The organism is Shimia biformata, assembly GCF_016888515.1.
Classification (GTDB): Bacteria; Pseudomonadota; Alphaproteobacteria; order Rhodobacterales; family Rhodobacteraceae; genus Shimia_A; species Shimia_A biformata.
Genome location: NZ_JAFEJK010000001.1, coordinates 1,195,415 through 1,209,855, shown reverse-complemented (window position 1 = coordinate 1,209,855; position 14,441 = coordinate 1,195,415). Strand labels below are relative to the sequence as shown.

Below are 14,441 nucleotides of genomic sequence, written 5' to 3'. Positions count from 1 at the left end.
TGCCAGCGCGCCCCTTCACGGGCCACGCTGACCAAAAGGAATGGGGAGTCAGTCCAGATGCAGAAAATCAGGGCCGCCGTGTGCCACGAGTTCGGCAAGCCGCTTGTCATAGAAGAGGTCAACCTGCGCGCGCCCGAGATGGGAGAGGTCGAAGTCACGCTGGATGCCGTCGCCATCTGCCATTCCGATATATCCTATGCCGAGGGCGGCTGGGGCGGGTCGCTGCCTGCGGTCTACGGTCACGAGGCCGCCGGACGGGTGACGGCGGTGGGTGCAGGTGTCAGCAGGTTCGCGCCGGGCGACCCGGTTATCGTCACCCTGATCCGAGCCTGCGGGTCCTGCCCGTCCTGCACCAGCGGCAAACCAACGGTCTGCGAAACGCCTTATGATGGCGACAAGGGGCCATTGACCACCGCAACGGGCAGCAAGCTGCATCAGGCGATGGCCTGCGGCGCCTTTGCCGAAAAGGTCGTCGTTTCGCAAAGCCAGATCGTCAAGGTTCCGGGTGATTTGCCAATGGACGCCGCCGCGTTGATTTCCTGTGGTGTGATCACCGGGGTCGGCGCGGCGGTAAACGCCGCCGGGCTGCGCGCTGGACAGGACGTGGTTGTTATCGGCGCAGGAGGGGTTGGCCTCAATGCAATACAAGGGGCACGGATTGCAGGCGCACGCCGCATCGTTGCCGTCGACATGAGCGAAGACAAACTGGCCATCGCCCGCGACTTCGGCGCGACGGACGGCGTCCTTGCCACCCAGAAGAAACCCTGGATTGCGGCCATGCGTGCCATGGGGCGCGGCGCGGATGCGGTGCTGGTCACAGTTGGCGCCATTCCCGCCTATGACGACGCCCCACGCTACCTGGCCCCCACCGGCAAGGTCATCATGATCGGAATGCCCCATTCCGGCGCGATGTCGACCTATGAACCGGTTATCCTCGCCGCGCTTGGTCAGGGCATGATCGGTTCGAAAATGGGCGACGTCGTGATCCAGCGTGACATCCCGTGGCTGGTTGACCTCTACCAACAAGGGCGGCTCAAACTGGACGAGCTGATTTCCGGCCGCTGGACCCTTGACCAGATCAACGAGGCCATTGCCGACACCAAGACCGGCGCCGCCAAACGCAATGTGATCCTGTTCGACCAAAACTGATTTCTTTCTTGCCGAAAATACTCATTATCCCGGAGCTAGCGTTATGAAACTGACCGATCTGGATGTCATCGTGACCTCCCCTCCGGCACCGGGCTGGGGCGGGCGCTACTGGATATTTGTCAAGCTGACCACCGACAGCGGCATTACCGGCTGGGGCGAATGCTATGCCTCGTCCGTTGGCCCCGAGACCATGCGCGCCGTGATTCACGACCTGTTTGACCGCTATTTCCACGGCGAGAACCCGGAGAACATCGAAAAACTGTTTCGCCGGTCTTATTCCTCGGGCTTCACCCAGCGGCCCGACTTGACCGTGATCGGCGCATTCTCGGGGCTTGAGATCGCCTGCTGGGACATCCTTGGCAAGGACCGCGACCGCCCGGTTCACGCGTTGATTGGCGGGCGGATGAATGACCGTCTTCGGGCCTATTCCTATCTCTATCCCCTGCCCCACCACGATCTGGACAAGTTCTGGGTCTCGCCCGAGATGGCCGCCGAAAGCGCGCTGGATCTTGTGGCCAAGGGCTATACGGCGGTCAAATTTGACCCTGCCGGGCCTTACACGATGCGCGGTGGCCACATGCCCGCGATGAGCGACATCTCTCTTTCCGTTGCCTTCTGCAAAGCCATTCGCGAGGCGGTGGGCGACCGGGCGGACCTGCTGTTCGGCACCCACGGGCAGTTCACCACCGGCGGCGCAATTAGGCTGGCCAAGGCGATCGAGCCCTATTCACCGCTTTGGTACGAGGAACCCGTGCCGCCCGACAACATCGCGGCCATGGCCCGTGTTGCTGCCGCCACGTCGATCCCCGTCGCAACGGGTGAACGGCTCTGTACCAAGGCTGAATTTGCCCCGGTATTGCGGGAAGGTGCTGCGACGATCCTGCAACCGGCGCTAGGTCGGGCTGGCGGCATCTGGGAGATGAAAAAAGTTGCCGCCATGGCCGAGGTCTATAACGCGCAGATGGCTCCGCATCTTTACGCCGGACCGGTGGAATGGGCTGCGAATATTCAATTGGCCGCCTCAATCCCGAACCTATTGATGATCGAAACCATCGAAACCCCGTTCCACGACGCCCTGATCCGGTCGTCCCTGACGGTGGAAGACGGCTTTGTTGTCCCGACCGACGCGCCGGGGCTGGGCATCGATTTCGACGAGGAACTTGCCCGCGCCCATCCTTATGACGGCGACGGTCTGCATTTGCAGATGCAGGATGACCCATGCAGCTATGTCGGCGCGAACAACTTCGGCGGAGGGTCACCGGTCAAAACCTGACACGAACGCCATCGCGCTGGCCACGATCCGCACACTCTCTCGCACTTTGAGAAATCACGTGCTAGATATTGCCTGGATCAACAGGAGTCCCTTGACGTGAACGTGCAGCAACCACCCGCGCCCCCGTCCGAAATGGCCTCTAGCGCGCAAAGCGCAGCGGCCTTTCTCAAGACGCTGGCCCATGAAGGGCGGCTGATGATCCTGTGCCACCTTGGGTCTGGCGAAAAATCCGTGGGCGAGTTGGAAGAGCTTCTGGGAATCCGGCAGGCTGCTGTCAGTCAGATGCTGGCGCGTCTGCGCGAGGAAGGCATGGTCACCACCCGACGCGATGGCAAAACGATCTATTACAGCCTTGCCAATGAAAGCACGTCCGAGGTGATTGCGCTGCTCTATCGCCTGTTCTGCGCTCCCGACGAAGGCTGACCCCCGTGGCCGAGACCCGGCTTCCCGACACATTTCAGGACTGGTTTTCGCGGCGGGGATGGTCTCCGCACCCGCATCAAATCGACATGTTGCAACGGGCAGATGCACCCGCGCTGTTGCTGATCGCGCCGACCGGGGGTGGCAAAACCATGGCGGGGTTCCTGCCGACACTGGTTGACCTTGCCGATGGCGAGCATGACGGCCTGCACACGCTTTATGTCTCGCCTCTGAAGGCGCTGGCAGCGGACATCAAGCGCAACCTGCGCACACCGGTTGACGAGATGGGGCTGGATATCCGCATCGAAGACCGTACGGGCGATACCTCAAACACCGCCAAGAAACGCCAGCGTGCCGACCCACCGCATATCCTTTTGACCACACCCGAAAGCCTGGCACTGCTGACATCTTACGAAGACGCCCCGCGCATGTTCAATGGGCTAAAGCGGGTGATCGTTGACGAGATCCATGCCCTTGCCGAAAGCAAGCGCGGCGACCAGTTGATGCTGACCCTGTCGCGCCTGCAGGGCATGTGTCCAGATCTGCGTCGGGTTGGGTTATCGGCCACGGTCGACAAGCCCGAAGAGATCGCCGCTTTGCTGGCCCGCCACCCCGATCCCTGCCCGATCCTGATGGCCGATCCGGGTCCCGATCCAGACATAGCGATGCTGACCACGGAAGACGCGCCGCCGTGGTCCGGTGGCGGTGCAGCCTATGCGATCCCGGCGGTTCTGGAACAGGTCAAGCGCCACAAGACCACGCTGATCTTCCACAACACCCGCGCACAGGCCGAGATTTTCTTTCACAACCTCTGGCTGGCAAATGACGACGGTCTGCCAATCGGCATCCATCACGGATCGCTTGACCGCACCCAGCGCGAGAAAGTCGAGGCGGCGATGGTGCGGGGCGAATTGCGGGCGATCGTCTGCACCGGCAGTCTCGATCTTGGCATCGACTGGGGCGACGTGGACCTTGTGATTCAGATCGGTGCGCCGAAGAACGTCAAGCGTCTGGTCCAGCGGATCGGCCGCGCCAACCACCGATACAACGCGCCCTCAAAGGCGCTTCTGGTGCCCGCCAACCGGTTCGAAGTGATCGAATGCGTCGCCGCGTTGCAGGCTGTGAAAGCGCATGACCTCGATGGCGAGACAAGGGCAAGCGGCCCACGCGATGTGTTATGCCAGCACATCCTGCTGACCGCCTGCGCTGGCCCCTTTGACGCGGACGCACTCTATGTCGAAGTCACGTCAGTCGGGGCGTATACCACCCTGACTCGGGTGGAATTCGACCGCTGCCTCGACTTCGTGGCGACGGGGGGATACGCGCTGAAAGCCTATGACCGCTATCAGCGGTTGATGCAACGGGCGGATGGGTTGTGGCAGCTGCGCGACCCGCGCGGTGCGCTGCGCATTCGCATGAACGCGGGCACCATTCAGGACACCGACACGCTGAAGGTGCGTTACCAGCGCAGTCGCGGTGGCGCGCCTTTGGGCGAGATCGAGGAAGGCTTTGCCGCCTCGCTGACACCCGGCGACACCTTCCTGATGGGCGGCAAGGTGGTGCGATTTGAATCGATGCGGGAAATGACAGTCGAGGTCAGCCGCAACGCCACCCGCAAGCCAAAGATCGCCACCTTCATGGGCACGAAATTCGCCACGTCAACGCAACTGTCGCAACGCATCCTCCGCATGTTCCAGCAGCAGCGGTGGCCCGAACTTCCGCCCCATACCGCCGACTGGCTGGCGCTGCAGCGGGACGTGTCGCAACTGCCGCAACCGGGCCGGCTGCTGATTGAAAGCTTCCCCCATGACGGGCGCAACCATGTCTGTGTCTATGGGTTTGCGGGCCGCAACGCCCAGCAGACGCTTGGCCTGTTGCTGACCAAGAGGATGGAGGAACAGGGGTTGGCGCCGATGGGGTTCGTGTCCACCGATTACGCCACGCTGATCTGGGGGTTGGACGCGGTCACCGATCCCGCGCCGCTTTTGGACCGGGATCGGCTGCACCAAGGGCTGGACACCTGGCTTGCCGGCAATTCCCTGATGCGCAAATCCTTTCGCGCCGTGGCCACCATATCCGGGCTTCTCGACCGCAACGTGATCGGCCAGCGCCGCACCGGGCGTCAGACCAGTTTCTCGTCTTCAATCCTCTATGACACGCTGATGAAATATGACCCCGGCCACCTGCTTCTGGACATCACCCGTGAAGAAGCGATGCGCGGGCTGGTCGATTTCGCCCGTATCGACGAGATGCTGGAGCGCGTGGGCGACCGGATCGACCATGTGACACTGGACCGCGTGACGCCACTGGCCGCACCACTGTTCCTTGAGGTTGGCAAGGTCTCGGTTCCCGGCAGCGCCGACGAGCGCCTTCTGGCAGAAGAAACTGCCGCGTTGATGGCCGAAGCCGGGCTTGGTGGGTCTTAGGCAGTGATTGCGCTTGCTTTGTCCGGCGTGCTTTGGCTAGGTCAGCATCATGCTTGGGCAAGACTTCTCTCTGGCGGGCGCGCGCCTGACCGCGCTTGGAACGGGCGCGTTATGGTGGGCCGAAAAACGGCTGCTGTGCGTATCGGACCTGCACCTTGGAAAATCCGAGCGCATTGCCCGCAATGGCGGCGCCCACCTGCCACCTTATGAAACCCGTGACACCCTGATCCGGCTGGAAAACGACCTGATGCGAACCGGCGCGGCGACAGTGATCTGCCTAGGGGACAGTTTCGACGACCTTGGCGCTGCACGGGGTTTGCCCGACGAGGACCGGCTGTGGATCAACCGCCTTCAGGCGGGCCGTCGCTGGGTCTGGATCGAGGGCAATCACGACCCCGGACCGGTCGACCTGGGGGGCAGCCATCTGGCTGAACTGCCCCTGCCGCCGCTGACCTTCCGCCATATCGCACGGCCCGGTCGCTCGGGCGAAGTTTCGGGACACTATCACCCCAAGGTTCGGGTACAGACCCGTTTGCGCGGCATCTCGCGCCCCGCTTTCCTGTTTGACAGCGATCGGGTGATCCTGCCGGCCTATGGCACGTTCACCGGCGGATTGCGGTCGTCGGACGAAGCGCTGGCCGGTCTCATGCGCCCAGAGGCCATGGCCATTGTCACCGGTCAGACTCCGCGCATTCTGCCGATGCCGCGTGGCTGAAAACTCGGGGCCACTCAGTCGCGCAGATACCGCTCCAACGCCGGCAGGTAGGTGCGACTGACCGGGACACGAGCCCCGTTGGTGAGCGCGACAAAAACCCGGCCCTTGGATCGTTCGATTCTGTCGATGGCATGTTGCGCCACCCAATGCGACCGATGCACGCGAATGCCCAGAACCCCATCCATTTCGTCAATCGCGTCGCCAAACCGCATCCGCAGCCTTTCCTCGCGGTGATTGTTGGCGACGATGACAAGGTGATCCTCGACCGAAAGGTTGAAGATCTGCCCCTCCCATTGCGCCGACAAACGGCGCAGAAGCCTTGGTTGACACGCATCAGGCAAAAGCGCAGGCGCGGATACAGGCCGGGATTCTTCCGGTGGCGCGTCTTTTCTCGTGTGATCAATCTGGCGCTGCGTGAACTGGTCAATCACATGGCGCGCGACGCCGCCCAGCGCGGTAATCAGAAACACGAACGCGGCAAGTTCCCGGAGTGGTGGCGGTCGGGAGTTTGTAGCTTTTGCAAAAAAGTAGGTTTCGACCCAAACCAGCCCTGTGATGAAAACAGATCCCAGCAGGACAGCACTTGCATTTCTTACAAGTAGGCTACGGTCACGGAAAAACGCCAGGCTGATCGCGTAAGCTGCATAGCCCAGCGGCACCGACAGCACCACAAGGCTCCCCCAGTAGGCCATTCGCGCCAATGGGGTGAGCGCGGAATAGGTCCCAAAGGGTCCAGCCACCCCAGCCGCCGCTGCGCACAGGATACAAAACAGCAGCACAGGCCGGGAGTTCAGGCCAGAGAATGTTTCGGAAAACGCGGTCTTGAAATCGTCCCCGGAAGGAAAAGTCATCATTCAATTGGCTCAAAAATGGCATTTCGGACGTTGCGGCGCGCTTGACGGGCGCGACACGTCATCTGAGGTTGGTGCTTAGAATACAGGCACTTTCAGAAAAGGGTAAAGACCTGCATGTTGTCTCCTGAAATTGCGACCAAGATTGAAAAAAGTTTTGAAAATCAATCTATGATGGCAACACTTGATGCGTCCATATCGGAAATCTCTGAGGGCCGCGTCACTTTGACCTCGTCCATTCCTACCACTTGCCGGCAGCAACAGGGCTTTGCCCATGCCGCGCTGACATTCGGGATCGGGGATTCGGCGGCGGGTTATGCGGCACTGTCGCTGATGCCTCGGGACGCCGATGTCCTGACCACCGAGATGAAAATAAACCTGCTGGCCCCCGGCACCGGCGACCGGCTGGTCGCCACGGGGCGGGTGATCAAACCCGGGCGACGGCTGATGATCGTTCAGGCCGATGTCTGGGCCGAGGAAAACGACAAGCGGCTGCATGTCGCGCTGCTGACCGGCACAATGATGCCGGTCTTTCCCAAAGGTTAGACTCAGGCCGTCAGGCCCTCGGGTTCTTCCAACCCGTTGGCACGGCAGCAGGCGGTCACGGTATTGGCAAGGAGGCAGGCAATGGTCATCGGCCCGACACCGCCCGGCACGGGCGTGATGGCACCTGCCACCTGAACCGCGCTGTCAAAGTCCACATCCCCGACGAGACGAGTCTTGCCTTCGCCTTTTTCTGGCGCGTCGATGCGGTTAATACCTACATCAATCACGGTCGCGCCGGGTTTGATCCAGTCACCCGGCACCATCTGCGGACGGCCGACCGCTGCCACCACGATATCGGCGCGGCGCACCACGTCGGGCAGGTCCTTGGTGCGGCTATGGGCGATGGTTACGGTGCAGCTGTCCCCCAGAAGAAGCTGCGCCATCGGCTTGCCAACAATGTTGGAGCGGCCAATGACCACCGCATCCATACCCGACAACGAACCGTGGTGATCGCGCAGCATCATCAGGCAGCCCAGCGGCGTGCAGGGCACCATGGATTTCTGCCCTGTCCCCAGAAGGCCGACGTTGGAAATATGAAACCCGTCGACATCTTTGGCCGGGTCAATCGCGTTGATCACCAGGTCCTCGTTCAGGTGTCCCGGCAAGGGAAGCTGCACCAGGATGCCATTCACGGCGGGGTCATTGTTCAGCTGGTCGATCAACGCGAGAAGGTCAGACTCGGACGTGTCGGCCTCAAGCTTGTGCTCGTATGAGTTCATGCCGACCTCGACCGTCTGCTTGCCTTTCGAGCGGACATAGACCTGGCTTGCCGGGTCTTCGCCCACCAACACAACTGCAAGCCCTGGCGTGATGCCGTGATCGGACTTCAGCCGGGCGACATGGGCCGCCACCTTCTCGCGCACCGTTGCTGCAAATGCCTTGCCGTCGATGAGGATTGCCGCCATGTCGTTCTCCGTTTCTGTCCCTGATACCGGGGATTACTCTGCCGCGAGGACCCGCGCTTCGCGGTCAATGGACCAGTCAATCAAGTGACGCCAAAGGGTTTCGGCAAGTTCGGCGTCCAGCCCCTGTGCCACGGCCGCGGCGCGAACTTTCTGCACCACGTCCTCGACCCGCGATGGGATGCGCGCCGGCCAGCCGTTTTCCTGTTTCAGCTCAATCGCCCGGTCAATATATCCCGCCCGGTCCCGCAACAGCGCCACTAGGTCTCGATCAAGCAGGTCGATCTGGTCCCTGAGGCCCCCCATGTCGAGGCAATCTTTGGGTGGGATGCGGTCGGTCATTGATCTGTCCTACGGCCCGGCAAGCAAGAATCTCACGGGGCCGCAGTACCCTGTTTTGCCGCCTTAGAACAAGCCCTCGACATGGCCTGCGTCATTCAGTCGGATGGCTTCCGCCGATGGAACGCGCGGCAGGCCCGGCATGGTCATGATCTCACCGCAGATCACAACAATGAACCCCGCCCCCGCCGACAGCCGCACCTCGCGGACCGGGACCGAGTGTCCAGTGGGCGCGCCGCGCAGGTTCGGATCGGTCGAGAAGGAATACTGGGTTTTTGCCATGCACACCGGAAGATGCCCATATCCGGCGTCCTCCCAGGCGCGCAGCTGGTCGCGGATCTTCTTGTCCGCCAGCACTTCGTCGGCACGATAGATTTGTTTGGCGATAGTCTCGATCTTCTCGAACAGCCCCATGTCGTCGCGATAAAGCGGCGCGAACTGGCTGGCGCCGCTGTCGGCGATCTTGGCAACACGTTCGGCCAGATCGGTGACCCCGGCCGAGCCTTCGGCCCAGTGCTTGCACAGGATCGCCTCCGACCCCTGGCTGGCGACATAGTCCTTCACCGCCTGAACCTCGGCGTCGGTATCGCTGACGAAGTGGTTGATGGCGACCACAACGGGCACACCGAACCGTTTGAGGTTGGCGATATGGCGGCCCAGGTTGGGGCAACCTTTCTCGACCGCCTCGACATTCTCAGTTCCAAGATCGGCCTTGGCGACACCGCCGTTCATTTTCATCGCCCGCACAGTGGCCACGAGAACCACGCAGTCCGGCGCAAGGCCGGCCTTGCGGCACTTGATGTTCATGAACTTCTCGGCGCCAAGGTCAGCACCAAAACCGGCCTCGGTCACCACGTAGTCGGCAACTTTCAGCGCCGTCGTGGTCGCAATGACCGAGTTACAACCATGCGCGATGTTGGCAAACGGTCCGCCATGCACGAAGGCCGGGTTGTTTTCCAGCGTCTGCACAAGGTTCGGCTGCATCGCGTCCTTGAGAAGAACCGTCATCGCGCCATCGGCCTTGATGTCACGCGCATAGATTGGTTTGCGCTCGCGAGTATAGGCGACGATGATGTCCCCCAACCGCTTTTCAAGGTCTTCCAGATCGGTCGCCAGGCAGAGGATTGCCATCACTTCAGACGCAACGGTGATGTCGAACCCGGTCTGGCGGGCGAAACCGTTCGGCACGCCGCCCAGCCCGACGACCATATCGCGCAGCGCACGGTCGTTCATGTCCATCACCCGGCGCCATGTGATCCGGCGCTCGTCGATTTCCAGCGCGTTGCCCCAGTAGATGTGGTTGTCGATCATCGCCGACAGCAGGTTGTGCGCCGCCGTGATCGCGTGGAAATCCCCGGTGAAATGAAGGTTCATTTCCTCCATCGGCACAACCTGCGCATATCCACCGCCGGCGGCCCCGCCTTTCATCCCGAAACACGGCCCGAGCGAGGCTTCGCGGATACAGATCGCCGCCTTCTTGCCAATTGCATTCAGCCCGTCACCAAGCCCTACCGTGGTCGTCGTCTTGCCCTCCCCCGCCGGTGTCGGGTTGATCGCCGTAACAAGGATCAGCTTGCCGTTCTTGTTGCCGTGGACGGACTGGATGAAATCCTGGCTGACTTTGGCCTTGTCATGGCCATAGGGCAGAAGGTCGTCCGACCCGATCCCCAGCTTCGCGCCGATCTCTTGTATCGGGCGCTTTTTCGCTTCGCGGGCGATTTCAATGTCTGATTTGAAACTCATTGTCTTTCCCCTGTTGAGGCCTTGGCCGCAGTGTTTGACGCTTTGATAGCGCGGCGGCAACGGCACAAAGAGGGAGAATCCGACATTTTCCGCGCTGCTTGCGTCGAAGCGGGAAACAAGGGTTTCCGTTAGGTGGATTTTTGCCCGATGGCGCGCCAGATCGCTGCCACGCGGCAAAACTCATGCGCTGGATCGAACTTCGGCCAGCTGCGCCCAAACCGGTTGGTCAGGGACGTGAAGCCGCATGCGGCCTCCGACCTGGATCTCACCCGGCCGTTCGACCCACGCCGTCACGCCGCGACGGTTTGTGGCGGCGGGCTTGAACTTCTTTCCCGCACCGGGAAAATCAGCCTCGATGACCCGCCCCGGAAAAATGCAAGGACGGTTTTCCATGTCCACAACCAGCGTCGCACCGCTATCGGCCTGCAAGCGTGACGACGGAGGGATGTGGGTGAAGTCGGGAATGCCGCTGAGAACAAGCGAAGCACCGACATAAGAAGGATGCAACGCATCCAACCCGATCTCGGCGGCAATCGCGTCAAGGTCTTCCTGGCTGACAATCGACAATTGACGGACGTTGGCGATCTCGGTTCCCTTTGGATGCTGGCTGGTTACACGGCTGCACGAAAGGCGCGTCAGCCCGCCGTGACATTCTCCAGCGATCCCACCGAATTGCAATGTCGCGTGTGACAAAGGCGCGGCCTTCAACGAGGATGCACTGTCGGCGACGCGGCCGATCCAAGTAATCTCGGCATAGTAGTCGGTAGGGATCAAGGCGGGCATCGGCGGTCTCCTGCTGCGGCGTGCGCCCAAGCTGGCCAGTTGCCGCAACCGGTTCAACCCTGTTTTTCCCTGCGCATTCAGAACTTGCCAGGATAGGCCTGCATCATAAACTGGATATCAATATCGCTGGTAAAGGCATCGGGATTTGTCTCGATCACGTCGCGGATGAAATCACGGCGTGCGCGGTCCATGTTTTCTTGGTCTCTGGTGACCGGATCGCTTGTCGGACGGTTGCCGGGGAACACGCGCATCGACATCTGAAACAGCTGCGACATGAACGGCGGGGCAAAAGCGGATAGCGTTGTCATACTGGTCATCTCCGGTTGCTTGGGCTGGTTTCCCTGCATCCTAGCCCGGCCAAAAAGCGCTTGGTATCCGGGCTGGCGATGTGCTGTTCTACAAAAATGAAGAGCGATTTCGACAATTGGTCAGATATTCGCGTGTTTCTTGCCGTGATGCGGACGGGGTCGACCCTGGCAGCCTCGAGCGAGCTTGGTATTGCCCAGCCAACCGTTGCGCGGCGCATTGATGCCTTGGAACACGTCCTTGGGCTTGTTCTGTTTGAACGCGACACGCGCGGGTTCCGACCAACGCAGAACGCGCATTTGCTGAGGGACGAGGCAGAACGGATGGAAAGCGCCGCCCTGTCCTTTGCTGAAAAAGCGTCAACCCTGCGGCGCCCACGGCCAATCCGCATTACCGCCTTTGCCGCCAATCTTAGCGGCAGATCGACCGACATCTTCAACGACTTCAGCGCGCGCCACCCCGAGATCGAGTTCGAGTTCCTGCCTGGTGCGCGGGTATTTGACCTGATGGCGGGTGAAGCCGACATCGCGCTTCGACTGGCCTGGACACAGCCCGACCCCGAGTTGGTCTGTCGAAAGGTCAGCACGGCGCAGTTCACGATGTTCTGTGCGGCCAGCTATGCGGAAAGGCACGGGTTTCCTGCATCGCCGCAAGAGTTGAAGGACCACAAGATCCTTGCCCTGCGTCACGACGCCATCACGCCCAGGATTTATAAATGGCTCAGACAACAGGTTCCAGAAGAACGGATCTATCAAAAATTTAGCGAAGCAAGCCTGCGTGATGCCGCGGTACGCACAGGTCAGGGCGTTGGACTGATGAATGTTCGGATGGCCGAGTCCGACGTGAAGAACGGCACATTGATACGGTGTTTCGATCCCCCCGAGGCCCTCAACGTGCCGCACCTGATCCTGATTTCGCCGGACGCTTATCGCCGCCGGGAGGTCAGAACTTTCGTGAAGTTCTTTGCGCCCCGATACGCGGCAATTTACAAGTAATACACCGAACAGGCGTTGCAGAATGCAAACGCCCGGGATCATGTCCCGGGCGTTATTAGCTATCTTGTCAGGCCGAAGGTTCCGGTTCCATCCCGCCGTCGCCTTTGGGTTTGCGCGGCTTGGTTTTGGGAATCGCCGTGACCGAAGGCGCGTTGCCTTCATCCGGCGTATCGTCGCCGTCATCAGGTGCCTGCGGCGGCTCGCCTTCCATGACGCGCTTGATCTCATCCCCGGTCAAGGTTTCGTATTCCAGCAGCCCCTGCGCCAGACGTTCCCATTCGTCCTTGTTGTCGGTCAGGATCTGGAAGGCACGGTCATAGCCAGCCTGGATAAAGCGCTTCACCTCTTCCTCGATCAGTTCCTTGGTATGGGCCGACACAGAGAAGCCGCCGGTATTGCCCTGATAGCCCTCATGGGCCTCGGCATAGTCGATGTTGCCGACCTTGTCCGACATACCCCAGCGCATCACCATGGCACGCGCCAGTTGGCTGGCCTGCATGATGTCGCCTGCTGGCCCGTTCGAGACATGGTCCTCACCGTATTTGATGACCTCGGCGGCCTTGCCCGCCATGGTCATCGCCAGTTTCTGTTCGCATTCGTCGCGGTGCCAGTTCAGACGGTCCATCTCGGGCAGGCTGACCACCATGCCAAGCGCACCGCCGCGCGGAATGATCGTCGCCTTGTAGACCGGGTCGCACTCGGGCAGCTTCAGCCCCACGACGGCGTGGCCGGCCTCGTGATAGGCGGTCTTTTCCTTCTGGTCCTGCGTCAGCACCATCGAGCGGCGCTCGGCCCCCATCATCACCTTGTCCTTGGCGTTCTCGAAATCTTCCATCGTCACGAAACGCCGCCCGACACGCGCCGCCATCAGCGCAGCCTCGTTCACGAGGTTGGCAAGATCGGCGCCCGAGAAACCGGGCGTGCCGCGCGCAATGATGCGCAGATCGACGTCCGGACCCAGCGGAGTCTTGCGGGCATGCACGCCAAGGATCTTCTCGCGGCCCTTGATGTCGGGGTTACCGACGGTGACCTGGCGGTCGAACCGACCGGGGCGCAGCAGCGCCGGGTCCAGCACGTCTTTGCGGTTCGTGGCAGCCAGGATGATCACACCTTCATTGGCCTCAAACCCGTCCATTTCGACCAGCAGCTGGTTGAGCGTCTGTTCACGTTCGTCATTGCCGCCGCCATAACCGGCCCCACGATGGCGACCCACGGCGTCGATCTCGTCAATAAAGACGATACAGGGCGCGTTCTTCTTAGCCTGCTCGAACATGTCACGGACACGGGACGCACCGACACCGACGAACATTTCCACGAAGTCGGAACCAGAGATGGTGAAGAACGGCACGCCCGCTTCGCCCGCAATCGCACGCGCCAGAAGCGTCTTACCGGTGCCCGGAGGACCAACCAGCAGCGCGCCTTTCGGAATCTTGCCGCCCAGACGCGAGAATTTCTGCGGGTTGCGCAGGAATTCGACGATCTCTTCCAGCTCTTCCTTGGCCTCGTCGATGCCCGCGACGTCGTCAAAGGTCACCCGGCCATGTTTCTCGGTCAGCATCTTGGCCTTGGACTTTCCAAAGCCCATTGCGCCACCTTTGCCGCCGCCCTGCATGCGGTTCATGAAATAGATCCAGACACCAATCAGCAGAAGGAAAGGCAACAGGCTAACGATGAACGAGGTGAACCCGGACGTTTCCTGGCTTTTCGCGCGTACCGGCACGTCATTCGCGATCAGAAGATCGGTTACCTTGGCGTCTTCAGGCCGGATCACAACATAGTCGCTGCCGTCGGCCCCGCGGAATTGCACCTTTTCGCCGTCCAGCGTCACGTTCGACACGGTGCCGTCCTCGACGGCGGCGACGAAGTCGGAATAGCTGATCTCGCGGCTTTGAAGGGTCGAATTTCCGCCGCTGAACAGATTGAACAGGGCCAGGATCAAAAGAAACAGAACCACCCAGAAGGCGATATTGCGTGCGTTGCCCAAGGCAAATCT

Annotated in this window: 14 protein-coding genes; 7 read left to right on the top strand and 7 right to left on the bottom strand. The window is 61.2% G+C overall.

Going from position 1 to position 14,441, the window contains the following annotated elements; all coding sequences use genetic code 11:
- Positions 1-57: 57 nt before the first annotated feature.
- The 5 genes from JQ863_RS05945 to pdeM all read left to right on the top strand — a co-directional run bounded on the left by JQ863_RS05945 (position 58) and on the right by pdeM (position 5,983).
- Positions 58-1,149 carry a Zn-dependent alcohol dehydrogenase gene (locus JQ863_RS05945; RefSeq protein ID WP_204113391.1) on the top strand — a complete coding sequence of 364 codons (1,092 nt, stop codon included), beginning with the start codon at positions 58-60 and terminating at the stop codon, positions 1,147-1,149.
- Positions 1,150-1,192: 43 nt separating this feature from the next.
- Positions 1,193-2,422, top strand: a complete 1,230-nt coding sequence (locus tag JQ863_RS05940) for a mandelate racemase/muconate lactonizing enzyme family protein (protein WP_204113390.1) — start codon at positions 1,193-1,195, stop codon at positions 2,420-2,422.
- 132 nt (positions 2,423-2,554) lie between these two features.
- Positions 2,555-2,845, top strand: a complete 291-nt coding sequence (locus JQ863_RS05935) for an ArsR/SmtB family transcription factor (protein ID WP_204115066.1) — start codon at positions 2,555-2,557, stop codon at positions 2,843-2,845.
- Between the two features lie 5 nt (positions 2,846-2,850).
- Positions 2,851-5,268 carry a ligase-associated DNA damage response DEXH box helicase gene (locus JQ863_RS05930; protein WP_204113389.1) on the top strand — a complete coding sequence of 806 codons (2,418 nt, stop codon included), beginning with the start codon at positions 2,851-2,853 and terminating at the stop codon, positions 5,266-5,268.
- A gap of 49 nt (positions 5,269-5,317) precedes the next feature.
- Positions 5,318-5,983 carry a ligase-associated DNA damage response endonuclease PdeM gene (gene pdeM / locus JQ863_RS05925; RefSeq protein ID WP_204113388.1) on the top strand — a complete coding sequence of 222 codons (666 nt, stop codon included), beginning with the start codon at positions 5,318-5,320 and terminating at the stop codon, positions 5,981-5,983.
- Positions 5,984-5,997: 14 nt separating this feature from the next.
- Here pdeM and JQ863_RS05920 read toward each other — a convergent pair whose 3' ends face one another.
- Complete coding sequence (locus tag JQ863_RS05920) at positions 5,998-6,453, bottom strand: LytTR family transcriptional regulator DNA-binding domain-containing protein (RefSeq protein ID WP_204113387.1); 456 nt, start codon at positions 6,451-6,453, stop codon at positions 5,998-6,000.
- A 552-nt stretch (positions 6,454-7,005) separates the two neighbouring features.
- Here JQ863_RS05920 and JQ863_RS05915 point away from each other — a divergent pair.
- Entirely contained in the window at positions 7,006-7,380 is a 375-nt protein-coding gene (locus tag JQ863_RS05915) for a PaaI family thioesterase (RefSeq protein ID WP_239113215.1), read from the top strand.
- Between the two features lie 2 nt (positions 7,381-7,382).
- Here the strand turns inward: JQ863_RS05915 and folD are convergent, their stop codons facing one another.
- From folD to JQ863_RS05890, 5 genes are all read right to left on the bottom strand, one after another.
- On the bottom strand, positions 7,383-8,285 hold the full coding sequence (gene folD, locus JQ863_RS05910) for a bifunctional methylenetetrahydrofolate dehydrogenase/methenyltetrahydrofolate cyclohydrolase FolD (RefSeq protein WP_204113385.1): 903 nt from the start codon (positions 8,283-8,285) through the stop codon (positions 7,383-7,385).
- Between the two features lie 33 nt (positions 8,286-8,318).
- On the bottom strand, positions 8,319-8,624 hold the full coding sequence (locus JQ863_RS05905) for a chorismate mutase (protein ID WP_204113384.1): 306 nt from the start codon (positions 8,622-8,624) through the stop codon (positions 8,319-8,321).
- Positions 8,625-8,687: 63 nt separating this feature from the next.
- Positions 8,688-10,364 (bottom strand): formate--tetrahydrofolate ligase, encoded by a 1,677-nt coding sequence (locus tag JQ863_RS05900; RefSeq protein WP_204113383.1) that lies wholly within the window; start codon positions 10,362-10,364, stop codon positions 8,688-8,690.
- 180 nt (positions 10,365-10,544) lie between these two features.
- A complete protein-coding gene (locus tag JQ863_RS05895; RefSeq protein ID WP_204113382.1) occupies positions 10,545-11,147 on the bottom strand; it encodes an MOSC domain-containing protein in 603 nt (200 codons plus the stop codon).
- 77 nt (positions 11,148-11,224) lie between these two features.
- The gene (locus JQ863_RS05890) at positions 11,225-11,455 is read right to left on the bottom strand and encodes a hypothetical protein (protein ID WP_204113381.1); all 231 of its coding nucleotides are present in this window, start codon (positions 11,453-11,455) and stop codon (positions 11,225-11,227) included.
- Positions 11,456-11,551: 96 nt separating this feature from the next.
- Here JQ863_RS05890 and JQ863_RS05885 point away from each other — a divergent pair, with 96 nt between their 5' ends.
- Entirely contained in the window at positions 11,552-12,448 is an 897-nt protein-coding gene (locus JQ863_RS05885; protein ID WP_204113380.1) for a LysR family transcriptional regulator, read from the top strand.
- 67 nt (positions 12,449-12,515) lie between these two features.
- Here JQ863_RS05885 and ftsH read toward each other — a convergent pair whose 3' ends face one another.
- Positions 12,516-14,432: an ATP-dependent zinc metalloprotease FtsH gene (ftsH, locus tag JQ863_RS05880; protein WP_204113379.1), complete on the bottom strand. Its 1,917-nt coding sequence runs from the start codon at positions 14,430-14,432 to the stop codon at positions 12,516-12,518.
- Positions 14,433-14,441 lie beyond the last annotated feature (9 nt).